At 32.6% G+C, this 21,653-nt stretch carries 22 protein-coding genes; 11 read left to right on the top strand and 11 right to left on the bottom strand.

All coding sequences use genetic code 11. The features are described 5' to 3' along the window. The first annotated feature begins 21 nt into the window (after positions 1–21). The 3 genes from QE431_RS02765 (at position 22) to murI (ending at position 2,502) form a co-directional block, all read left to right on the top strand. Positions 22–1,059 carry an OmpH family outer membrane protein gene (locus tag QE431_RS02765; protein WP_057117390.1) on the top strand — a complete coding sequence of 346 codons (1,038 nt, stop codon included), beginning with the start codon at positions 22–24 and terminating at the stop codon, positions 1,057–1,059. Between the two features lie 15 nt (positions 1,060–1,074). Next, positions 1,075–1,578 (top strand): OmpH family outer membrane protein, encoded by a 504-nt coding sequence (locus QE431_RS02760; RefSeq protein ID WP_170830271.1) that lies wholly within the window; start codon positions 1,075–1,077, stop codon positions 1,576–1,578. Positions 1,579–1,725: 147 nt separating this feature from the next. Next, the gene (gene murI / locus QE431_RS02755) at positions 1,726–2,502 is read left to right on the top strand and encodes a glutamate racemase (protein ID WP_057117392.1); all 777 of its coding nucleotides are present in this window, start codon (positions 1,726–1,728) and stop codon (positions 2,500–2,502) included. Between the two features lie 4 nt (positions 2,503–2,506). Here murI and QE431_RS02750 read toward each other — a convergent pair whose 3' ends face one another. Together QE431_RS02750 and QE431_RS02745 are read right to left on the bottom strand one after the other, a co-directional pair. Then, on the bottom strand, positions 2,507–3,742 hold the full coding sequence (locus tag QE431_RS02750; protein WP_307292307.1) for an aromatic hydrocarbon degradation protein: 1,236 nt from the start codon (positions 3,740–3,742) through the stop codon (positions 2,507–2,509). Continuing rightward, positions 3,743–5,068 carry a DUF4270 family protein gene (locus QE431_RS02745; RefSeq protein ID WP_057117396.1) on the bottom strand — a complete coding sequence of 442 codons (1,326 nt, stop codon included), beginning with the start codon at positions 5,066–5,068 and terminating at the stop codon, positions 3,743–3,745. It abuts the gene before it with no gap. Between the two features lie 249 nt (positions 5,069–5,317). Between QE431_RS02745 and QE431_RS02740 the strand changes: the two genes are divergently transcribed. The 6 genes from QE431_RS02740 to QE431_RS02715 all read left to right on the top strand — a co-directional run bounded on the left by QE431_RS02740 (position 5,318) and on the right by QE431_RS02715 (position 10,143). Beyond that, entirely contained in the window at positions 5,318–6,142 is an 825-nt protein-coding gene (locus QE431_RS02740) for a DUF6268 family outer membrane beta-barrel protein (protein WP_307292303.1), read from the top strand. Positions 6,143–6,157: 15 nt separating this feature from the next. Then, on the top strand, positions 6,158–7,165 hold the full coding sequence (locus tag QE431_RS02735) for a kelch repeat-containing protein (protein WP_057117401.1): 1,008 nt from the start codon (positions 6,158–6,160) through the stop codon (positions 7,163–7,165). After that, entirely contained in the window at positions 7,149–7,484 is a 336-nt protein-coding gene (locus QE431_RS02730) for a DUF4907 domain-containing protein (RefSeq protein WP_307292298.1), read from the top strand. The genes QE431_RS02735 and QE431_RS02730 overlap by 17 nt, the downstream gene beginning before the upstream one ends. 1 nt (position 7,485) lies before the next feature. Further along, positions 7,486–8,598: a sensor histidine kinase gene (locus QE431_RS02725; protein WP_281867393.1), complete on the top strand. Its 1,113-nt coding sequence runs from the start codon at positions 7,486–7,488 to the stop codon at positions 8,596–8,598. An 11-nt stretch (positions 8,599–8,609) separates the two neighbouring features. Further along, positions 8,610–9,320, top strand: a complete 711-nt coding sequence (locus tag QE431_RS02720; protein ID WP_307292293.1) for an intradiol ring-cleavage dioxygenase — start codon at positions 8,610–8,612, stop codon at positions 9,318–9,320. A gap of 106 nt (positions 9,321–9,426) precedes the next feature. Then, complete coding sequence (locus tag QE431_RS02715) at positions 9,427–10,143, top strand: LytTR family DNA-binding domain-containing protein (protein ID WP_307292290.1); 717 nt, start codon at positions 9,427–9,429, stop codon at positions 10,141–10,143. A gap of 87 nt (positions 10,144–10,230) precedes the next feature. On the opposite strand, the gene QE431_RS02710 is transcribed toward QE431_RS02715, so the two are convergent. Beyond that, complete coding sequence (locus QE431_RS02710) at positions 10,231–10,749, bottom strand: gamma carbonic anhydrase family protein (protein WP_057117409.1); 519 nt, start codon at positions 10,747–10,749, stop codon at positions 10,231–10,233. A 12-nt stretch (positions 10,750–10,761) separates the two neighbouring features. Further along, complete coding sequence (locus tag QE431_RS02705; RefSeq protein ID WP_057117411.1) at positions 10,762–11,751, bottom strand: type IX secretion system membrane protein PorP/SprF; 990 nt, start codon at positions 11,749–11,751, stop codon at positions 10,762–10,764. Between the two features lie 143 nt (positions 11,752–11,894). Between QE431_RS02705 and QE431_RS02700 the strand changes: the two genes are divergently transcribed. Further along, positions 11,895–12,794 (top strand): NifU family protein, encoded by a 900-nt coding sequence (locus QE431_RS02700; RefSeq protein WP_057117414.1) that lies wholly within the window; start codon positions 11,895–11,897, stop codon positions 12,792–12,794. A 90-nt stretch (positions 12,795–12,884) separates the two neighbouring features. Next, complete coding sequence (locus QE431_RS02695; protein WP_134139374.1) at positions 12,885–13,700, top strand: mechanosensitive ion channel family protein; 816 nt, start codon at positions 12,885–12,887, stop codon at positions 13,698–13,700. A gap of 3 nt (positions 13,701–13,703) precedes the next feature. Here QE431_RS02695 and tsaB read toward each other — a convergent pair whose 3' ends face one another. The 7 genes from tsaB to QE431_RS02660 form a co-directional block, all read right to left on the bottom strand. Further along, entirely contained in the window at positions 13,704–14,378 is a 675-nt protein-coding gene (tsaB, locus tag QE431_RS02690; protein ID WP_057117418.1) for a tRNA (adenosine(37)-N6)-threonylcarbamoyltransferase complex dimerization subunit type 1 TsaB, read from the bottom strand. 36 nt (positions 14,379–14,414) lie between these two features. Beyond that, positions 14,415–15,707, bottom strand: coding sequence for an efflux RND transporter periplasmic adaptor subunit (locus QE431_RS02685; protein WP_307292278.1), 1,293 nt, complete (start codon positions 15,705–15,707; stop codon positions 14,415–14,417). Between the two features lie 6 nt (positions 15,708–15,713). After that, positions 15,714–17,096 carry a TolC family protein gene (locus QE431_RS02680; RefSeq protein WP_134139371.1) on the bottom strand — a complete coding sequence of 461 codons (1,383 nt, stop codon included), beginning with the start codon at positions 17,094–17,096 and terminating at the stop codon, positions 15,714–15,716. 86 nt (positions 17,097–17,182) lie between these two features. Next, the gene (locus QE431_RS02675; protein WP_057117423.1) at positions 17,183–18,298 is read right to left on the bottom strand and encodes an efflux RND transporter periplasmic adaptor subunit; all 1,116 of its coding nucleotides are present in this window, start codon (positions 18,296–18,298) and stop codon (positions 17,183–17,185) included. A 37-nt stretch (positions 18,299–18,335) separates the two neighbouring features. After that, positions 18,336–19,601, bottom strand: coding sequence for an ABC transporter permease (locus QE431_RS02670; protein ID WP_307292274.1), 1,266 nt, complete (start codon positions 19,599–19,601; stop codon positions 18,336–18,338). 2 nt (positions 19,602–19,603) lie between these two features. Then, positions 19,604–20,848, bottom strand: a complete 1,245-nt coding sequence (locus QE431_RS02665) for an ABC transporter permease (RefSeq protein WP_057117425.1) — start codon at positions 20,846–20,848, stop codon at positions 19,604–19,606. Next, positions 20,841–21,542, bottom strand: coding sequence for an ABC transporter ATP-binding protein (locus tag QE431_RS02660; RefSeq protein ID WP_095953361.1), 702 nt, complete (start codon positions 21,540–21,542; stop codon positions 20,841–20,843). Before QE431_RS02660 ends, QE431_RS02665 begins: the two co-directional genes overlap by 8 nt. Positions 21,543–21,653: the final 111 nt, after the last annotated feature.

The following is a 21,653-nucleotide window of genomic DNA, read 5'->3' as shown; positions in this document are numbered from 1 at the left end:
ATCATCAAATAAAGTTATGTTATGAGAAAACAATTTTTATTTATATTTTTAGCCTTGATTGTAGCAAATACAAGTCAGGCACAAGGTAAGACGACTAGGATAGGCTACATCGACATGGAATATATTTTAGAAAATGTTTCCGATTACAAAGAAGCCAAATCACAATTAGAGTTAAAAGCTCAAAAGTGGAAACAGGAAGTTGAGGCTAAAAAATTAAATATTAATACCCTAAAGGAAAGTTTAAAAGCAGAAAAAGCTTTACTTACTAAAGAATTAATAGAAGAAAGAGAAACTGAAATAAAGTTTCAGGAACAAGAGATGATGGATTATCAGCAGAAACAGTTTGGAGCTGATGGTAATTTAATGCGTCAGAAAGCTGCTTTGGCAAAGCCAATTCAGGATCAAGTTTTTACTGCTGTTCAAGATATTGCGGAAGCTAAAAATTATGATTTTATTTTTGACAAATCATCAGATCTTACAATGCTTTTCAGTAATAAAAGATTTGACATCAGTGATCAAGTTTTAAGGGTTTTAAATCGTACTGAAAAACGCGAGCAGCTGACGAAAAAACAATTGAAAGAGCAGGAAGCTAAAGAGAATCTTGAAAATGCAATAGATGAAAATCCAGCAATGGCCGATCGTCAAAAAGCTCTTGACGAGAAAAAAGCAGCAAGAGAAAAATTAATTCAAGATAGAAAATTAGAACAAGAAGCTAAGAAAAAAGAATACGAAGACAGAAGAAATGCCATAGCTGCTGAGAGAGAAGCTAAAAAAAATGGCACGGTTTCTGGAACAGCTAAAACAACAACAGCAACAGAGGCAGCAAAAACAAACACAACAGCTAAACCTGCCGCTACGAGTGGTGCACCTGGTACAAATGGTACCGAGCAAACACCAACCGCTGAACCAACGATGACTAAAGCAGAAGAAAGACAGATGCTTTACGAACAGCGTAAAAAAGAATTAGAAGAGAAAAGAAAGAAAATTTTAGAGGAAAGAGAAGCGGCTAAAAAAGCAAAAGAAGCCGAAACACAAAAAACAAATACGACCAATAATTAATTAATATTTTTAAAAATGATGAAACAAATCAAAACTTTACTAATTGCTGCAATTCTTATTTTAGGAGCAAGTAACACAATGAACGCACAAGCGAAGGTAGCTCATGTTGATGTAAGCGAGATCATGTCGAAAATGCCTGCTATGCTAGACGCTCAAAATCAACTGCAAAAATTAAGTGGAACATATGATGCTGAATACAAAAAGATGGTTGATGAATATCAAGTAAAAATCAAAAAGTATGAGGCAGAAGCTGCTACAGTAACTGATGCTGTTAACGGTGAGCGTTCTAAAGAAGTTCAAGATATGCAAAAAAGAATTGTTGATTACAGAGACAATGCACAAAAAGAACTACAACAAAAAGAAACTGATATCGTAAAACCTTTAATGGAAAAAGTTAGAGCTTCTATCCAAAAAGTTGGAAAAGCTAAAGGTTTCCAATACGTTTTAGACGGTTCTACTTTATTATTAGCTGATGGTCCAAACATCACTGCTGACGTTAAAAAAGATTTAGGATTCTAAGAAATTCGAACTCGTATAATCAAACTGCTCAATGTATAATTTGAGCAGTTTTTTTTTACAAAAAATTAAAACTAATCTTTGTCATTATTTCTAGATTTGAATTAACTTAGAGTAATAAATTTTATCAAAAAATATTAAATTTGCTTTATGATAAACAACAATCCTATAGGCGTTTTTGATTCTGGCATTGGCGGAACTTCCATTTGGAGCGCCATTCATGATCTGCTTCCAAACGAAAAAACGATATATCTGGCTGACAGCAAAAACGCACCTTACGGTCAAAAAAGCAAAGATGAAATTGTTGATTTAAGTAAAAAAAATGTAGAGTTTTTACTAGAGAATAATTGTAAACTAATTGTTGTTGCCTGCAATACCGCTACGACAAATGCCATATTTGAACTCCGCGCAGACTACGATGTTCCATTTGTTGGAATTGAACCTGCAATTAAGCCTGCAGCAAACAATTCGCAGACCCAGGTAATTGGAATTCTAGCCACTAAAGGAACTTTAAACAGTGAGCTGTTTAATAAAACTGCCGAAATGTTTCAAAATACCAAAATAATTGAACAAGTTGGTTATGGCCTTGTTCAACTTATTGAAGATGGAAATTTATACTCGCCAGAAATGACACAATTGCTGGAATCATACTTAAAACCTATGATCGAAGCTAATATTGATTATCTGGTTTTAGGGTGCAGTCATTATCCTTATTTGATTCCTCAGATCAAAAAAATTCTCCCAGACCATATTAAAATTATTGACTCGGGAGAAGCTGTTGCCAGACAAACTAAAAATTTACTTCGAGATAAAGTAGGCTTTTCAGACATGACACAAAATGATCCTGTATTTTATGTCAATTCTGATCCTAAAGTTCTTGAGTCAATTTTAGAATATAAATATCCGGTAATAAGAAAAGACTTTTAATCTATTATTCAATTTTTCGCTTGACGAACCAAATTCCGTCCAGCGATAAATTAAGTGATATTTTATGGTAATTTTCTTTTATGAGATCATCTGCTATTCTTCCTTTTTGCCCATACGAATATGACACATTCAAAGATGAAAAAGTATTATCTATTGGAAGATTAAGTCCTACAGAAAATGATGCATTCTTTACACGTTGTGAATCAACTTCAAGATAACCCGTGTCATAATTTATTCCGGCAGCATATCCTACTCTATCCCAATATTTTCGGGCATTCTTTTTAGAACTATAGGTAAAACCAAGTGCAAAACGATCTTGGTTTACAAAGTCGCCATATAAGTCAGATTGCTTTGTATCGCCCCATAAACTTTTTTCGTAATCTAACGTCAGATTCAAATTATTCTTAAATCGTTTACTCACTCCAAAGCCTATTTCTAAAGGCATATAATAATCATCTGTATCTGAAGCTTGGTCAGTTTCTATAGAAGATTGAACTTCATCTGCAATACTTGTTACAGACTGTATTTTAGAAGCTTTTACTCTTGTCGGAACTTTAAATGTTGAACCAATTGTAAAAGTCGAATCTATTTTATATTGTGCCCCAAGTGTAGCCCGAACGCCGCTATAATTTGTCTTTTTATTTATTGTTGTAATTGAATTTGAAATTAAAAAAGACCGCTCATCAACTGTATTACCAAAAAGTACTGTTGCAGTTGCTCCTAATGTCAATTTTTTTCCAAATTTATATCCGTATGAAAAATCCAAATTATTTAAACCGCCCGATCCCTGTGCTGTTACATAGTAATATTCTTGGCTGTCGGCTATTGGCAGTTTCAAATTTGAAATTTTAAATACCGAGCTGGAATACGGACGCATTGATACACTAAATCCAGAATTTTTTGTAACTGGAAAAGCAAAAGCCAAATGAGAAAACTGAAAGTTATTTCGTTTCTCTGAGCGTGAACCGCTTTGATATGTTGTTGCAATAGCTTTTCCTCCAATATCAAATAAAAAATGATTTTGATACATAAATCCAAGTGAAGCCGGATTTAGATTATTGATAAAAGTATCTGAAGGCAAAGCAATTCCAGAAGAACCAATTGAAGGCAGATAACCAAAATCTGAATCATATAAACTTCCAACACCATATAATGAGTATGGCGAACTTGAAATGCTTTGTGAAAACGAACTCAGCGACATCAAAATGAAGCAGCTCCATAAAACAATTTTATTTTTCATTTAGTATGAGATATAATAAATTTTCAGCTGAATTTTATTGTTTAAATGCTTTTGATCGCCTAGAACTATTCTATTAACAGACTGGGCAATTCCAGGTAAAGTCAATATGAGAGAGGATCTCGAATCTGATTGCTTGAGCATTTCTTTCTGGAGAAAATTTCCAACTGAAATTGAATACCCAACATTTTCGTTAAACTCGTCACTCTTCTTATTCAATTTTCCATAAACAGAAGTTCCGGCTGAGTTGACCAATGTGCCGCTTATTCTATTTAAATTATCGCCAACATAAACAGTCAACGAATCTGCCAGAGGATATTTTTCAGAATAAGAATTGTTTACTGGTTTCAAAATTAATTCTGCATCTACAATTGCTCCATTTACAGCAATATTTTTAAACTGCTTTATATTTGGAAAATCGACTCGGCAGGCTACACCTGTTCCAGATTGAATAAATCCTTGATTACTAGTGAGCGTGCTAGATAACTTACTACTGGAAATGGGGAGATTTTGCAGTATAGTTCCCGTTTTATTGAGCGAAATAGAGTTAAATTGTTTCGTAGCATCCAGAATTGTAAAATCAATTATAAAAGGCGTCTCACTATCTGTTTGGTATTTAGAATAGTACAATCGGACTTTACTGGACGAAACACTAAATCCGATTACATTTGAAGAGGTAGAATTTTCTGGGACTAAAACAAGTCCTTTCAAATATTCTGTAAAACTATCAAAATCTGTAACCTCCCTTTTCTTTATTTTTTGAAAAAGAGCTTCTCCAAACTCTTTACTCATTTGAATATTTATAGAATCTTTTTCTTTTGGTCTTGGCTTAAAAGATATTGTCCCTAAACTTTCGGGACTGTAAGTTAAAGTCGAATTATTATAGAAATTGTTGTCTTCTGTATTAGGTTTAACTTTTTGAGTTAATCGATGAATATTAAAAGTCTGTACTCTGGTGGTATCTCCATAATAATAACGATCATATTTAAGAATCATCGAAATTGAATCGAAAACATAATTTACAGATTCTGTATCTGATCCTACACTGGATAAAGCATAAACACTTGTTGAAAGCTGAAAATAACTATCTGATTTCACTTTTCCAAAAATTGGATCGTCATAGTTTCCTATCAGAATTCTAGAGCGGTTTGAAGTTGCAAGAGAGTCGAAATTTATAGTTGACATGTCGACTGTAACCGTATCAATCATAATTACTTTATTACTTAAAGCCAAATAATCTGATCCAACCGTAAACTCCCCCGTGTCAGTATCTGTACCACATGAAAATATGGTTAGTACAAAAAGCAGTATCAATATAAACTTGTGCATAATATATTTTTTGAACAAATATAAAATGCAGGGTTTGGTGATACACTATAACATATACTACTGTGCATTTTTAAGCTACAAATCACTCAAAACGATCTACAATACCAATTGCACTCTCAAAATTTAATTCGACCTTAAAAAGAACGATTTTGTCTATCAAAACACGGCGTACATATATCTTCTTTTTTTTAAGACCGTCATCCACCTAATTTTGAGCCAATAAAATAAATAATGAAAGTACGGTTTTTAATGTGTTCTCTTTTTTTGATTTCTTTTTTAGGAATGAAAGCCCAAGAACATTTTGGTGTTTCTATGAATATCAAAACGGAGCCCACAAAAAAGATAAATTTTAATGAAACAGATATTGCAGTTTTTTATCAAAAAAAAATTGGAACTCAAAACACTATTACCAACACATTAGAATACTCGAATTTGAAAGTGAATTACGAATTCAATCCTTATAATTTCAATGCTGATCAGGATAAACTTAATCAAATTCAAAACAAATTTGAATATTCTTATGAGATGTCAGAAAAAACAAAATGGCAGATTTCTATAATTCCGACAGCAAATTTTCAGGGAAATTTAGATTTCTCAGATCTTACTGTTTTAGGAAATCTGGAAATTAACCAAAAAATCAGTTCAAGACTAAATGTAATAATGGGAGCTGGTCGGACATCAATATTTGGTGCACCAAAATTTACTCCAATTATTGCTTTTGATTATAAAATGAATGAGAAAACCAACTTTCGAATTGGGTTTCCAGATTCAAAGTTTTCCTATTCAAATAATGAACGAAACAAGTTTAGTCTGACGAACAGTTTTAATGGAAACTTCTATCATTTGGATGTTTCTGCTGATAAAGATAGTAATGCCGAAAAAGCAGTTTTATCACAAATGACATCGGCTTTTGAGTACGAAAGGAATGTCACCAAAAATTGGTTTTTAAATTTTAAAGCGGGTTATGATTTTAATAAAAAATACAACTTATTAAACAATAACGATCATAAAGTTTATGACTATAATACTGGAAATGGTTACGTTTTAGGAGTCGGGATCAAATACAAACAATAAATAATTAAATACACTATGATTAATCTAAAAAAAGGAATTTTATTCACAGCGCTTTTCTCAGGCCTCTTTTTTATAAGTTGCAGCAATGACAATGATGATGACGATTTAATGGGAAACTGGATTAAAAAATCAGCCTTCGACGGCCCTGCAAGATCTAGTGCAACAAGTTTTGTTATTGGAGATTTTGCTTACGTAGCCGGAGGTTATACTGGCGATGTTTATTTAAAAGATTTATGGGCTTATAACTCAACTGGAGATTATTGGGAGCAGAAGGCTGACTTTGCAGGCGTAGGCAGAAGCTCTGCATCTAGTTTTGCATTAAACGAAAAAGGATATGTTGGTCTTGGTTATGATGGAACAAATAAACTGAAAGATTTTTATCAATATGATCCTTCTAGCAACAGCTGGACACAAAAAACAGATTTTGCAGGAACGGCTCGTTATGCAGCAGTAGGTTTTCAGGCCGGCGGTAAAGCTTATTTTGGTACTGGTTATGATGGAAATTATTTAAAAGATTTTTATCAATATGATGATCAAGCCAATACTTGGACACTTGTAAATGGCTTTAGCGGAAACAAAAGACGTAATGCCACAGTTTTTGTAATTGCAGATAAAGCGTACTTAGCAACTGGTGTCAATAACGGAGTTTACCAAGAAGATTTTTGGGAGTTTGATCCTTCAACAGATGTTTGGACTAGAAAACGAGATATCGATAAAGATACAGATGATGATGACAGCTACAACGACGATTATGCAATTGTACGTTCTAATGCATCAAGTTTCTCTATGAATGGATTAGGATATGTTGTAGGTGGTGAAAACGTAAAAACAATTTGGGAATACAACCCAACAACCGACTTATGGGTAGAAAGAACTCCAATGGAAGGCGCTACAAGAACTGATGCTGTTGGTTTTGCCATTAACAATCGCGGGTTTTATATGTTAGGAAGAATTGGTTCTACTTATTTTGATGATGCTTGGGAGTTTAGACCATTGGAAGAACAAAATGATGACGATAATTAATACCAAAAAATTCTTCTGGAATACCATCCAGAAGAATTTACTATTTATTGCATTTCTTTTATTTTTTACTGCCTGTATTAAAAAAGAAGTTCTAACAGCTAATGCTTTTAAAACAAATTCGGGATGGGGCTATACCATTTCATACAAAGAAAAGATTTTGATTAAGCAGTCAATTATTCCTGTAATTAGTGAGAATAAAAGTTTTAAAACAGAAGATGATGCTTTGAAAGTTGCTGATCTTGTAAAACAAAAACTCAAAGAAAACTTATCCCCAACGGTAACCAAAAAAGATTTAATTTTATTAAAAATAAAATTGTAAAATGCAGCTAGATACCATTAAAAATACAGGCTATAACAAAATCTTGTTTCATTGTGTAATATGGATTTTCTTTATTTTAACTTCCTTAATACAGTTTTATGAAAGTCCGTTTAAGATCAATAATGACTTTTATGTGCAATGGATAACCGGGATTGTATTGTTTTATCTGAACTATTTTTACTTGGTTCCAATTTATCTTTTACAAAAAAAATATTGGTTTTATTTTATAGTTGCTTTTGGCCTTATCGCCGCTTTTATGATTATTAGGATAAATTATTTTATTCCTGAATTTAGACATTTAAGGCCCGAAAATGTAATGCCTGCCAGAATGATTCCTGAAGGTCCGCATTTTTTCCCGAAAGGCAGAATGACACATAGAATTGAAATGAGACAGCCGCTTTTTTTTAAAATTGGCCCATCATTTTTCTATATTTTAATTATAACGATCAGCGCGATTATTAGAACATTAACCGAATTCTATAATAATCAGCAAAATAAACTTATTGCAGAAACACATAGAACAAATACAGAATTAATATATCTGCGCAAACAAACTAATCCGCACTTTTTATTCAATTCGTTAAATAGTATTTATTCTTTGGCACACAAAAAATCTGATTTGGTCCCTGATGCCATCGTGACCTTGTCTGAACTTATGCGCTATATGCTGTATGAGACAGACAATAAAACGGTGGCTTTAGAAAAAGAGGTTAACTATATTCAGAATTACATTGAACTGCAAAAACTCAGATTAAACAACATTGAAGACATTGTAATTAATGTTCATGGCAATACTAGGAATAAATTTATTGAGCCATTGTTATTGATTTCTTTTGTCGAAAATGCTTTTAAATACGGAACCGATTATAAAGGTGCAGCTCACGTAAAAATTAAAATTTTGATTACTGATAATAATCTTGATTTTTGGATCGAAAATACTATCGAAAATTATGTAAAAGATCCTGAAAATTCAGGAATTGGATTGGTGAACATTCAAAACCGTCTCGATTTATTGTACCCTAATGCGCACGAACTAACCATTACTCAGGATAATGAATATTACCGAGTTCATTTGAATCTAAAATTAGATGAAATTAAAACCGCAATAGATTAAACAAACTGATTATGGACAGAAAAAAATTCATTCGAAATGGTATTTTAGGCATTGCTTCATTAGCAACAGCTTCAAAATTATTAGAATCATGCTCCAAAAGTGACAATGATGAAACCAACTCGGGTAATTCTGGAGATGGAAGCTGTACTGTTTCACCTTCAGAGACAAAAGGCCCTTTTCCCATCAAAACGCCAAGCCAGCTTGTTTTAGAAAATATTAAATCTGATCGTGTTGGAGTTGCTCTGCTAATTAATTTAAAGATTGAAAACCAAAAGAACAATTGCCAACCTCTGTCGGGAGTTTTAGTAGATGTCTGGCATTGTGATAAAGACGGAAATTATTCTGAATATGGAGGAACATCTATGCAGCAGACAGATTATACTTCTGTACATTTTTTAAGAGGAAGACAAACTTCTGATACCAACGGAAATGTTTCTTTTATTTCGATTTATCCTGGCTGGTATCAAGGAAGGGCGCCGCATGTACATGTTGAAGTTTTATCGAGCACTGGCAGTTCTTTATTAGTAACTCAAATTGCTTTTCCAGAAAACGTTTCAAGTCAGGTATATTCTAGCAGTAATTATGCTGCACACGGACAGGCCGATACCGCAAATACAAAAGATAATGTTTTTGCTGATAGTTTATCTAATGAGTTGGCAACTATAACCGGCAATTTAACAGACGGTTACACTCTTACTAAAACGATAACTGTTAACGCTTAATTGTGATCTCTTAACCAGTATTTTATGAAAACTTTAAAACTTAATCTACTGGTTTCAAATTACTTTTGAATGCCAAAACAAATTGTAAAAATTTAATCCAGAACAAATGAAATGTGTAATTATTGATGACGAACCTTTAGCTGTAGAACTACTGCAGGATTTTGTTAAAAAAGTGGACTCACTTGAATTAGTAAATTCGTTCAACAATGCGATTGATGCCGTTTCATTTATTAATCAAAATAATGTTGATTTGGTATTTTTGGATATTCAGATGCCGCATTTTTCTGGAATTGACTTTTTAAATACAATCGAAAAAAAGCCTTTGGTTATTTTTACAACTGCATACTCAGATTATGCTGTAGAAGGATTTAATCTTGGTGCGGTCGATTATTTGGTAAAACCAATCCCTTTTCATCGATTTTTAAAAGCGGTAGTAAGAGCACAGCAGGTTTTACAGCCGGCAACAACAATTCAAGCAATTTCGGAAAATACAACTGCTCCAGAAATCGAACAAGATTTTATGTTTGTACGCGCGGAGTACGAAAATGTAAAACTAAATTTTGCTGATATTCTTTTTATTGAAGGTTTGAAAGATTATGTCAAAATTTACACTACAGATAATAAATTCATTTTGACTTTAATCAGCCTGATTAAATTAGAAAATTTACTTTCTAATAAGGGTTTTGCACGAATTCACCGATCGTATATTATCAATATAAAACATGTGAAATCTATTCAAAAAAATAAGGTTTTAATAAGCGATAAACGTATTCCTATCAGCGAAAGCTATAAAAATACTTTCTTCGAAAAAATCAACCTCTAAGTTTTTTAAATCCCAAAAAAGAAAATTCCAAATTCCAAGGTTTGATTCTTTTGGAATTTGGAATTTTATATTGATTTTTTTTTAAGCCTAATCTTCGTTTTTAAACCAGCTTGAATACATGACATAATTATTTGAAATGCGTTCGATTTCCCCTGCAAAATTAGACTGATCTATGTCTTTTACTTTTTTGGCGGGAACGCCTGCATAAATACTTCCAGAAGTTACAACCGTATTTTGTGTAACCACGGCTCCAGCAGCAATGATTGAGTTACTTTCTATAACACAATTATCCATTACAATAGCGCCCATTCCGATCAAAACATTATCATGAATAGTACAGCCGTGTACGATAGCATTATGCCCTATCGAAACATTATTTCCAATTACTGTTGGATGTTTTTGATAGGTGCAGTGAATAATTGCGCCATCTTGAATGTTTACTTTATTGCCAATTTTAATAAAATGAACATCTCCTCGAACAACAGCATTAAACCAGACACTGCAAGAATCGCCAAAAGTAACATCGCCTACAATAGTCGCATTTTCAGCAACATAACAATCCTCTGGAATCAAAGGTGATTTTCCGTTTACAGATTTAATCAGCATAAAAAATAAAATTTAGTTAATTGCAGGACAGTTACAATCGTAACGTGCTTTTTTACAAAATAAATTAATTCCTAAAGTAATTTGATGATAACCACCAGTATCAAATTTTACATCTCCCATCACTTGAGAATAAGTGTACGCAAACATAAAATTCTTAAAATTTACACCTACAATTGGTGTTATAAATTGTAATTTTTGAGAAGAAACTCCGCTTCCTGAAAGATATTGAGCTCCATCAAAACCTCTTCTATAAGAAAGAGCCGCCCAAAGACTTCCAAAATCCATATTTTTGTAAGCTTTAAGGTTTATGTCTAGTGTTTTCTCTTTGGTTTGGTCAAAAAATTGAAAAAGAATAGACGGTTCCCAGGTAATATTATCATTTTTACCAAAAACATATCCTACACTCAATAAAAACTTTCTAAGGTTATCACTTTCATAGTCAGTATATAATTCTCGTCTTGTTTCTAGTAAACCCTGCACGGTTGCATGTGCATAAAAGTCCATAAAATTATAGGAAGCTCCAATATCAAGATTAAAATAAGAGTCTTTTTGAATCGAACCAAAAACGATCGGATCAAAAGTTCCTCCAAATTTCGTTTCATCTAATTGATTCTGTATCAAACCTCCGCTAATTCCAAAAGACAACTGATTTAGATCAATTTCATCTCTTGAAAACATAATATGATGTGCATAAGTTAATTTTACACCTTTCTGTGAATGATATCCGTTTTTATCATTAAAAACAATAATACCAGCCCCAGAGCGCTCGCCTACTCTTCCGTTAAAACTTAATGTTTGTAAAGATGGCGCATCTTCTTGCCCAAACCATTGTTTTCTAGCAGTTAATCTAATTTTTGCACAATTAGCGGCACCAGCCATTGACGGGTGAATTAAATAATAATTATCAGACAAATAGTCAGAATAAACAGGTATTCCTTCCTGAGAAAAAGAATAAAATGAAGTAATAAGAAAAACTAATAAAACCTTGATTTTTAATTTCATAAAGGCAATTTTGTATCTATATAATTTTCACTCCTGCAATTTAATACGATTTCTTTGAAAAGAGTCTTAATTATTTTATTAAAAAATCAAATATAGCTATTAGTAGAAAATAACTTTAGTAAATTTGCAAAAAATATAATACCATGACAAAAATCACCATAAAAGAAACTCAAAATCCTACTATATTAAAGTTTGAATTTGAAGATTTCATTACTCAAAATCAAAACTTTGAGTTTAAAAACATCGACGAGGCTCAGGCTTCTCCACTTGCTCAGCAGTTATTCTATTTACCATTCGTAAAGACAGTATATATTTCTGGAAATTTTATTGCTATCGAAAGATATAGTATTGTAGATTGGGATGACGTTAAAGATGCTGTTGCTGAACAAATTAGTTCTTTTGTTGAGAATGGAGGAGTTATCATTAAAGTTGATGAAACTAAAACAAAAAAACAACCCATAACGGTTTACGGAGAAACTACTCCAAATCCTTCTGCACTAAAATTCGTAGTAAGCAGAATGCTGACTCGTAATGCTGTAGAATATAAAAATATCGATCAAACTGCTTCTTCTCCATTAGCTCAGGAATTGTTTAAATTTCCTTATGTAAAAGAAATCTTTATTGATGAGAATTATATTTCTGTTACAAAATACGAGATTAACGACTGGTCTGAAATTACTTTAGAACTTAGAACTTTCATTAAACAGTTTATCGAAAATGGCGGAACTGTTTTAGACGAAAGTTTAATTCAAACTACAACAAAAAATGAAGTAACAAAAGATGAAGCGTTTGATAAATTAGACGTTACTTCTCAACAAATTATTAATATTCTAGAAGAATATGTAAAACCTGCAGTGGCTGCTGACGGTGGAAATATTGCTTTTGAATCTTATAATGAAGATGATAAAACGGTAAAAGTGCTTTTACAAGGTGCTTGCAGCGGTTGTCCATCATCAACATTTACCTTAAAAAGCGGTATCGAAAATATGCTGAAAAGCATGTTGAACGATGAAGCTATAAAGGTTGAAGCTGTTAATGCTTAATGCCTTTTTTCTTATATAAGAATTTCAATTATATTTGCAGCACAAACCTACCTTCTCTACTTTTGAGAAGGTTTTTTTTATATTAAAATCATGAACGAAGTTACTTCAGACCAAGTTAGTACCTACATCACGAGATTTATTAACATCTTAGTTGATTATTCTCCTAAATTAATCTCTGCATTTCTAATTCTATTTGTCGGTTTATATGCCATCAGACTAATAAACAGATTGATTAGAAAAATAATGGTGAAGAGAAATCTTGACCCAACTTTAACAAAATTTCTAGCAGATATTTTATTATGGGCACTTAGAATTCTTTTATTTGTCACTTTTATTTCAAAACTTGGAATCGAAACTTCTTCTTTTGTTGCGATTTTAGGAGCAATGGGACTTGCTGTTGGTTTGTCTTTACAAGGATCGCTTTCGAATTTTGCAGGAGGAATGCTTATTATTGTTTTTAAACCTTTTAAAGTTGGCGATACAATTGAGGCACAAGGTGTTATTGCTACTGTTGAAGAAATTCAAATTTTTGTAACAAAAATGATTACTGGAACTAATCAGACCGTTTTTGTACCAAATGGTGCATTATCAAACGGAACGATCATTAATTATTCAATGCAGGCTGAAAGAAAAGCGGACTTGACATTTTCAGTTTCTTATGACTCGGATATCAAAAAAGCGAAAGATATTCTTTTAGAGGTTTTACTATCAAATCCGAAGGTTCTTAAAAATCCTGCGCCAGAAGTTTTTGTAAAAAACCTATCTGCCAGTTCTGTTGATTTTGCAGTTCGCCCTTGGGCCGCAAAGGCAGACTTTGGCTCGGTAGTTTCAGATACATTAGAGAATTGCAAAATTGCATTGGATGAAGCAGGAATATCTGTTCAGCCCTTTACGATTCAAAAATAATTATTATTGCTTTTTTGACGGGGCAGTAATCATAAAATCTTTTAAATAATAAGGTTCAAAATAAGCGACATCTACAGTGTCGCTTTTTTGATATTTATCAAAACTGATTTTACTCATAGCTTGTGCCGAAGGATATTTAATGTTTTCTAAAAACACAAAATTTTCTTTGGTCAAAACAGCTTTACATTTATCGGCACAATCGCCTACAAAGTAAAGTTTATCTGTATATTCTTGAAATGAATTTTCTTCAATTATTTCGGCTTTAATAGCTCTTTCGATACTCAAATCTGTATTGAATACGGCACTGTAAACTTCCATACGGCGTGCATCTAACATCGGAATAATTTTTCCATCTGTAACTTCTGCCTGAGATGCCAAAGTTTTAAGTGTGTCAACAGCGATTAACGGGATATTTAATGCATAACATAAACCCTTTGCGGCAGAAACACCAATTCTTAAACCTGTATAAGATCCTGGTCCCTGACTAACTGCAATTGCATTTAAATCTTGAACAGAAATACCTGCTTTTTTAATTACTTCTTCAATAAAAACATGAAGTTTTTCGGCATGCGAATATCCCTCATCTGCAAGCTCGCTGCAAACAATGGTTTTCCCATCTTTAGCAACAGATACAGAACAATTTTTAGTAGCCGTTTCGATGTTGAGAATAAAAGACAAAGTATTATATTTTAAAATTAGTATTGAATTGTATTGTTATTTCTTAGAACCTTCAGCTTTCTTAAGTTTTACCTTATCTCCAGAATTAAGATCTTTAGAGACTGTTGTATACGGTCCCGTAATTACAACATCACCTGGTTTTAAGCCAGACATTACTTCAATATTAGTGTCATCTTGAATTCCAGTTTTGATGATTCTAATTTTAGCTTTATCGCCAACTTTTACAAAAACACATTCAAATTTTTTATCGCTTTTGGGAGCTGCTTTTTTATCAGCATTAGGATCTTCAACCGTAAAATCTTTTACAGCCGCAGTATCCGATTTTACTACAACAGAACTAATTGGCACTGCCAAAACGTTTGTTTTTGTGGTTGTAATGATATCAACAGTAGCTGTCATTCCTGGTCTAAAAGGAGAATAAGTACTTGGTTTCCCTTCTAATAAATCTTGATACGATTCTTTTAAAATACGAACTTTAACCTTAAAATTAGTTACCTGATCAGAAGTTAGAGTTGTACTTGCAGAATTAGAAATGCTAGTTACAATTCCTTTAAATTTCTTTTTCAAATAAGCATCAACTTCAACGTTTGCTTCGTCTCCAATTTTAATTTTTACAATATCATTTTCGTTTACGTCAACTTCAACCTCCATGTTATTAAGGTTAGCAACACGTAAAAGTTCGGTTCCAGCCATTTGCTGCGTTCCTAAAACTCTTTCTCCTAATTCTACATTTAGAACAGAAATTGTTCCGTCTGCAGGAGAGTAGATAGTTGTACGTCCTAAATTGTCTCTCGCTTCACTTACAGAAGCCGAAGCACTTTGAACACTGTAATATGAATTTTGCTTTGTCGCTTTCGCCACTTCAAATGAAGCTATAGCTTTATCCCAATCAGATCTTGAGATTACACCTTTGTCGTACAAGGTTTTATTACGTTCATAATTAGCTTTCGCTTCTTTAAAACTAGCCTCAGATTGTGTTAAACCAGCTTTAGAACCTGACAAGTTAGATACCGAACGGTTGTAACTAGAGGTATATAAATCTGGGTTAATTTTAACCAGCAAATCTCCTTTTTTAACAACCTGACCTTCTTTTACATTAAGCAAAATAATTTCCCCAGATACTTCTGGAGAAATCTTCACTTCAATTTCTGGTTGAATTTTTCCTGTTGCCGAAACTGTTTCAACAATTGTTGAAGCTGTTACTTTTGATATTTCTACTTCTTTTCCTTCATCCTTATTTCCTATAACTCCCGATTTCGAAAGACCGATTAAAATTGCAATAAGTACTACTGCACCACCTACTAAGAAATAAATTGTTTTTTTTGACATAATAAATTATTTTGTAATAATGGGAACGATTGGAATTCCGAAATAAAATTCAAGTATTTTAATTTTGAACATGTAATCATATTTTGTTCTGATAACATCAGACTGTGCATTTGTCAACAATGTTTGAGCTTGAGTAAAATCAAATGAATTCATCAAACCTACATCGTATTTTTCTTTTGCATAATTGTACGCCTGCTGTCTTGCTTCTAAAGTTACAGTAGACGCTTCGTAAGTATTTAGGGCTGCTTTTGCATCTGTAAAAGCAGTATAAACGTTACGTTGCAAATCTAAACTTTTTTGTTCTAAATCTATTTTAGATTTTTCTAAACTTACTTTGTTTCTTTCTACATTGTTCTTAACTGACCATCCATTAAAAATTGGAACATTTAATTGTAATCCAAAATTATGTCCCTTATTATCACTAAACTGTTGGAATATCGGATCTGGTCCTACTGTATAGGGCTGGTCGTTTGCGTCAAATTTAACTTGATCGCTGTAACTTGCTCTTGTATTAAAACCATAAAAACCACTAAGTGTTGGCTGATAAGCTCCCTTTGCTATAGCAACATTTTTTTCAGCAATCTCAAGATTTGTTTGTGCCAGCTTAACTTCTGTTCTTATATCCTTTGCTTTGTTATAAATTTCAACTGGAGTTTGACCAAGAATATTATTCTCATCTTGTAGATTTGTATTATCTATTACGTCAAAATCGGCAAATTCTTTCAATTGTAAAAGCTGAGCTAAGCTTAATTTTGAAATCAATAAATTATTTTCTGAAATAGCAATATTTTGTTTATCTGTGGCTACAGTTGCTTTTAAATCAAACAAATCACCGCGAGGAATTGTTCCTGCATTTACCATTTCCTCAGAACGAGCAAAACGCTTTTCGTCAATTGATAATTGTTCTTTTTTAACTTTTAAATCTTCTTTATTTGATAAAATCTGTAAGAAAGCACTAGCTACATTCAGAGAAATATCTTCCTGCATCTTCAACAATTGATATTTTGATGCGATAATAGATAACTTCGCTCTTCTATAAGTATTTTGATTTTGGAGACCTTTGTAGATATCAACTCCAGCATTTAGACCAACTGAAGAATACTGAGTAGTTTGATTACGTAAGATACCAGTTGTAACATCCTGATTCAGACCAATATTCCATGAGTGAGATGCATTACCATTAACAGATGGAAGATAATTTCCTAACGCACCTTTTTTATCGATATCAGCATTTTTTACGTCTAATTCAGATAATTTTATCGTAATATTATTTTCTAATGCGTATCTCACACATTCTTCCAGTGTCCATTGTTTTGATTGCGCGTGTCCAGCTAATCCAAAACCGAATAACATTGCAAAAACCAGACTATTAATTTTATTTATTTTCATATATTTTAAATGAAAGCGCAGTAAATGAAACTACGCAAATTTAACATTTTTTAAAACCAAAAAGATCCTTAAAACTTCAAATTAAATTATTTTTTTTCTGCCTCATTAATCAGTCCTTGATTCCAGATTTTTATTTTATCTGTACTCTTTACACCGCTTTTAACTTGAACGTAGATACCATCGCTCACCCCAAGAACCAAATCTCTTCTTTGAAATTTCTGTGGTGCAGTTTCGATCTCAACATAAGGTTTTTGTGTTTTTTTGTCAAATTGAACTAGTGATTCTTTTATTGCCAGAATTTTATCTGCTTTCTCTAAAATAATGGAAGCATTTGCACTCAAACCTGCTCTAATAAAAGTATCATCTCTATTAACCATTTGAGCTTTTATTTCAAACTGAATTGCTCCATTTTCTGTAACACCTTTTGGCGCAATATAATTTAGAACTGCATCAAATTTTTTATTTTCAATGGCACCAATTGTAATCTCAATAGGCATTTTTTCTTTGATCTTACCTACTTCAGATTCGTCAATTTTTCCAATAAAAATCATTCTTCCAACATCTGCAACGCTGGCAATTGTAGTTCCTTCATTAAAATTATTACTTTCAATAACTTGATTTCCAACTTTTACAGGAACGTCTAAAACCATTCCGTTAACTGTAGAGCGAATTAAAGTATTGGCATAACTTCCTAAAGAAGACGTTGTTCCTGTTTTAACAATATCTAGGCTTTGTTTTGCTGCCAGATAAGTTTGTTTTGCCTGATTGTAAGCAACTTGAGCGGCATCAAAATCATTTGCAGAAATTACATCTTTTTCAAATAATGTTTTTTGTCTTTTATAAAGTCGTTCTTGATTATCCAAAGCAATTTTAGCAGTCTGCACTTGATTTTGTGTACTGCTTACATTAGAAACGTTTGCCACAACTCTAATTTTTGCAATCATATCTCCAGCTTTGATTTTCTCACCCGCTTTGATATACACCTGCTCAATAATACCCGAGATATTTGGCTTGATTAACACCTCTTCATCAGGTTGAATATTACCAGTTGCAATTGTATTTTTTACAATCGTTTTAATTTCTGGTTTCTCCGTTTTAAACACAATTGGCGACTCTTGATTTTTAGCATACAAATAGTAAAGTGCGCCAAAAAAAACGATCGCAATAAATATTAAAATGGTTATAGTTACTCCTTTTTTCATTTGTTCTTGGTTTAATCGATTTATTTTGATTGATAATTTATTCTGTTCTTAAAGCATCTACAGGTTTAACATTGATCGCCGTCTGCGCTGGAATAAATCCTGCAAGCAAACCTGATCCAACTAATATTAATAAGGCAACAAATACAACTCCTAAGTCAACACTTGGATTGGCAAACATAGTATTATCGCTTGGAGGCATCGAATCCAGTGCTAAATTTAACAGTGCTATAATTCCGGTTGCGACGGCAATTCCTAGCATTCCAGAAATTATAGTTAGAAAAATAGATTCTGATAATATTTGTGAACGAATGGCGCCAGGTGTTGCACCCAAAGCCCTTCTTATTCCTATTTCTTTTGTACGTTCTTTAACTACAATAAGCATAATATTTGAAATTCCGATTACACCAGAAATCAAAACTAATGTTCCTACAAAATATGCAATTACTTTTAAAATATTAAACAAACTTTGCACCTTATTAAATTGTTCGTATAAATCGAAATTTCCAACTGCTCTATCATCTGTTGGATTTATAGAATGCAAAGATTTTATAATTTCTAAAATTTTAGGTTTTAAATCGGTTATAGAAGTTTCGTCTTTTGCTGTAAGCGCCATCCATCCCACTTTGTCTCCGTAATTAAAAGCCTGCTGAAAAGTTGTAAAAGGAATAAAAATATTCTTTTGCTCCTGCTCTGCGTTTCCTCCTTGCTGTTTAGATTTGTAAACTCCAACAACCATAAAATTAATCCCGTTAATCTTAATATAAGTCCCAACAGCTTCTTCTTCTTTTCCGTAAAGTTCGCTGATAACACCTTTACCAATAACGGCAATTTTTCTTTTCTCCTGAATATCCTGCTGATTGACAAAACGTCCTTTAATAATATCCATTGGCTGTTGTTTGATCAGCTCAGGATAATCTCCATATATTGTAAATGATGAAGTTTTTGTTCCTCTCACCACATTGTTTGTTCCGTTAAAATCTCCCAATTGATTACGAGGCGAAACATATAATAAATCTGGCAAAGCCGCTTTTAAAGCAGTAACATCGCTGTTTCTAAAATCGTATCTTCGTGTTTTTGGCAAACCTTTATAGGCCTTAGAGGTTGTCTGGCTCCACATAAACATGGTATTTGTGGCAATTCCATCAAATCCTTTTTTAATACCATTTTCCAGACCATTACCGGCAGCAAGTAAAATTACCAAAATAAATATTCCCCAAAAAACACCAAAAGCTGTCAGAATAGTTCTGAAAGGGTTGGCAGTTAAAGCCTGTAAAATCTCGTCCCAATTATCTTTTTTAAACATATCTATTCGTCTCTAAGTGCTACAATAGGCTTAATTTTAGCGGCTCTGTATGCAGGAAAAAATCCGGCAACTGCGCCAGCAAACACTAATAAAAACAGTGTTGTCAAAGCTACATTAAAATCAACTTCTGGATTTCTAAAATACTCACTCTGAACCATTGGCCCAACAAATTCAAGCAATAATAAACTTGCTAAAAGTCCAACAAATCCAGCGATTGTTGTAATAAAAATTGATTCGTGAAGTATCATTGTGATAATAGAAAATGGAGACGCTCCTAATGCTTTTCTAATTCCAATTTCTTTAGTTCTTTCTTTTACAATAATCAGCATGATATTACTAACTCCCACAACACCAGCTATTATTGTACAAATACCAACCCACCAAAAAAACAATCTGATATATAAATTCAAGTCGTAAAATTGTTTTGCATCTTTAACCGAATTATAAACCCCAACTCCGCTGTCGTCCTCAGGAGCCACCATGTTTTTACTTTTCAATAAGTCTTTTAAATCTTGTGTAAATTTTTCAGACTGAGCCAAAGCTTCATCATAATTATTTGTCTTTTTCAATGTAAAAAACAAATTACTGATTTTATCTCCACCGCCAAAGGTTCTCTGTACTGTTGATAATGGCAAATAAGCTCTAGTTTCTTCACGTTCTCCACCTGGATCTGTAAAAATTCCAACTACTTTGAAATTAATATTATTGATTAATATTTCTTCCCCAAGTGCTTCTTTATCTTTAAACAAGTCCGTTTTTACTTTCATTCCAATAACAGCAACCTTTTCATTATTCTGAAGGTCTTTGCTATTTATATATCGTCCTTGAACTATCGTTAGGTTTTCTATTCCGCCATAATCTGGATCAACACCTCTAAATTGGTAACTTCCAGATTCTTTTCCATAGCTAAAAGACTGTCCCCAATAATTATTGGTTGAAGCTCTTAAATCTAATTTATCTTCAAATTTCTGAACCGACTGATTATAATCGCTATTACGAAATTGAACTTGTCTGCCTGGATTCAACCCTTTGTATTCTTTGGTTGTTGTTCCCGACCAAACTTCTATAATTCCTGCGGCGTCACGCTCAAATTGTTTTTCAATTCCATTTTGAAGACCTTTTCCTGCACCAAGCAGAATAACCAAAATAAATATCCCGGAAGCCACAGAAATTCCGGTTAAGAATGTTCTTAATCGGTTTTTAGAAATGGCTTCAAATATTTCCTGCCAGCGTTCAATATTAAACATAAGACGAAGCTCTAACTTGTTCTACTTTTTTATCATCGATAATTAATCCGTCTTTTAGGACTACATTTCTTTTGCACATTGCGGCAATATCAGGTTCGTGTGTAACAATTAAAATCGTTTTTCCTTCGTCATTAATTCCCTGAATCAGTTCCATAACTTCATAAGAAGTTTTAGTATCAAGAGCTCCTGTTGGTTCATCCGCCAATAAAACTTTCGGATTTGAAGCTAATGCTCTTGCGATAGCCACACGTTGTTTCTGACCCCCAGAAAGTTCATTTGGTAAGTGGTGAGAATGTGATCCTAAACCAACTTTCTCTAAATATTTCATTGCAATTTCATAACGCTCTTTTCTTTTAACTCCCTGATAATACAATGGCATAGCGACATTATCTAGCGCAGATTTGTAATTAATTAAGTTAAAAGATTGAAAAACAAATCCTAAAAATTTATTACGATATTTTGAAGCAATCGTTTCGTTTAATTTTTTTATCGGAGTTTTGTCTAAAATATAACTTCCAGAATCGGCTTCATCCAGAATCCCTAAAATATTAAGAAGAGTAGATTTACCCGAACCAGATGATCCCATGATCGCAACTAATTCTCCTTCTTCAATATTAAAATTAATCCCTTTTAACACATGTAATTCTGAACTTCCCATTTTATAGGATTTGTGTAAATCTTTAATTTCGATCATGGTATTGTTAAATTTTTGAGACAATAATAACGTTTTTATTAAGTAAATTATGATAATAAAAAGTTAATAATTTCGTTACCTTTTTGTATAAGACTTCAATCTGTAGTAATT

It is taken from the genome of Flavobacterium sp. SORGH_AS_0622 (assembly GCF_030818825.1).
Taxonomy (GTDB): domain Bacteria; phylum Bacteroidota; class Bacteroidia; order Flavobacteriales; family Flavobacteriaceae; genus Flavobacterium.
The sequence above is the reverse complement of the archived record's forward strand: the minus strand, read 5'-3'. Positions and strand labels throughout refer to the sequence as shown.

Coding starts and splice junctions, on each gene's coding strand:
- QE431_RS02765 (WP_057117390.1), top strand. CDS start 22: ATGAGAAAACAATTTTTATTTATATTTTTAGCCTTGATTGTAGCAAAT.
- QE431_RS02760 (WP_170830271.1), top strand. CDS start 1,075: ATGATGAAACAAATCAAAACTTTACTAATTGCTGCAATTCTTATTTTA.
- murI (WP_057117392.1), top strand. CDS start 1,726: ATGATAAACAACAATCCTATAGGCGTTTTTGATTCTGGCATTGGCGGA.
- QE431_RS02750 (WP_307292307.1), bottom strand. CDS start 3,742: ATGAAAAATAAAATTGTTTTATGGAGCTGCTTCATTTTGATGTCGCTG.
- QE431_RS02745 (WP_057117396.1), bottom strand. CDS start 5,068: ATGCACAAGTTTATATTGATACTGCTTTTTGTACTAACCATATTTTCA.
- QE431_RS02740 (WP_307292303.1), top strand. CDS start 5,318: ATGTGTTCTCTTTTTTTGATTTCTTTTTTAGGAATGAAAGCCCAAGAA.
- QE431_RS02735 (WP_057117401.1), top strand. CDS start 6,158: ATGATTAATCTAAAAAAAGGAATTTTATTCACAGCGCTTTTCTCAGGC.
- QE431_RS02730 (WP_307292298.1), top strand. CDS start 7,149: ATGATGACGATAATTAATACCAAAAAATTCTTCTGGAATACCATCCAG.
- QE431_RS02725 (WP_281867393.1), top strand. CDS start 7,486: ATGCAGCTAGATACCATTAAAAATACAGGCTATAACAAAATCTTGTTT.
- QE431_RS02720 (WP_307292293.1), top strand. CDS start 8,610: ATGGACAGAAAAAAATTCATTCGAAATGGTATTTTAGGCATTGCTTCA.
- QE431_RS02715 (WP_307292290.1), top strand. CDS start 9,427: ATGAAATGTGTAATTATTGATGACGAACCTTTAGCTGTAGAACTACTG.
- QE431_RS02710 (WP_057117409.1), bottom strand. CDS start 10,749: ATGCTGATTAAATCTGTAAACGGAAAATCACCTTTGATTCCAGAGGAT.
- QE431_RS02705 (WP_057117411.1), bottom strand. CDS start 11,751: ATGAAATTAAAAATCAAGGTTTTATTAGTTTTTCTTATTACTTCATTT.
- QE431_RS02700 (WP_057117414.1), top strand. CDS start 11,895: ATGACAAAAATCACCATAAAAGAAACTCAAAATCCTACTATATTAAAG.
- QE431_RS02695 (WP_134139374.1), top strand. CDS start 12,885: ATGAACGAAGTTACTTCAGACCAAGTTAGTACCTACATCACGAGATTT.
- QE431_RS02685 (WP_307292278.1), bottom strand. CDS start 15,707: ATGTCAAAAAAAACAATTTATTTCTTAGTAGGTGGTGCAGTAGTACTT.
- QE431_RS02680 (WP_134139371.1), bottom strand. CDS start 17,096: ATGAAAATAAATAAAATTAATAGTCTGGTTTTTGCAATGTTATTCGGT.
- QE431_RS02675 (WP_057117423.1), bottom strand. CDS start 18,298: ATGAAAAAAGGAGTAACTATAACCATTTTAATATTTATTGCGATCGTT.
- QE431_RS02670 (WP_307292274.1), bottom strand. CDS start 19,601: ATGTTTAAAAAAGATAATTGGGACGAGATTTTACAGGCTTTAACTGCC.
- QE431_RS02665 (WP_057117425.1), bottom strand. CDS start 20,848: ATGTTTAATATTGAACGCTGGCAGGAAATATTTGAAGCCATTTCTAAA.
- QE431_RS02660 (WP_095953361.1), bottom strand. CDS start 21,542: ATGATCGAAATTAAAGATTTACACAAATCCTATAAAATGGGAAGTTCA.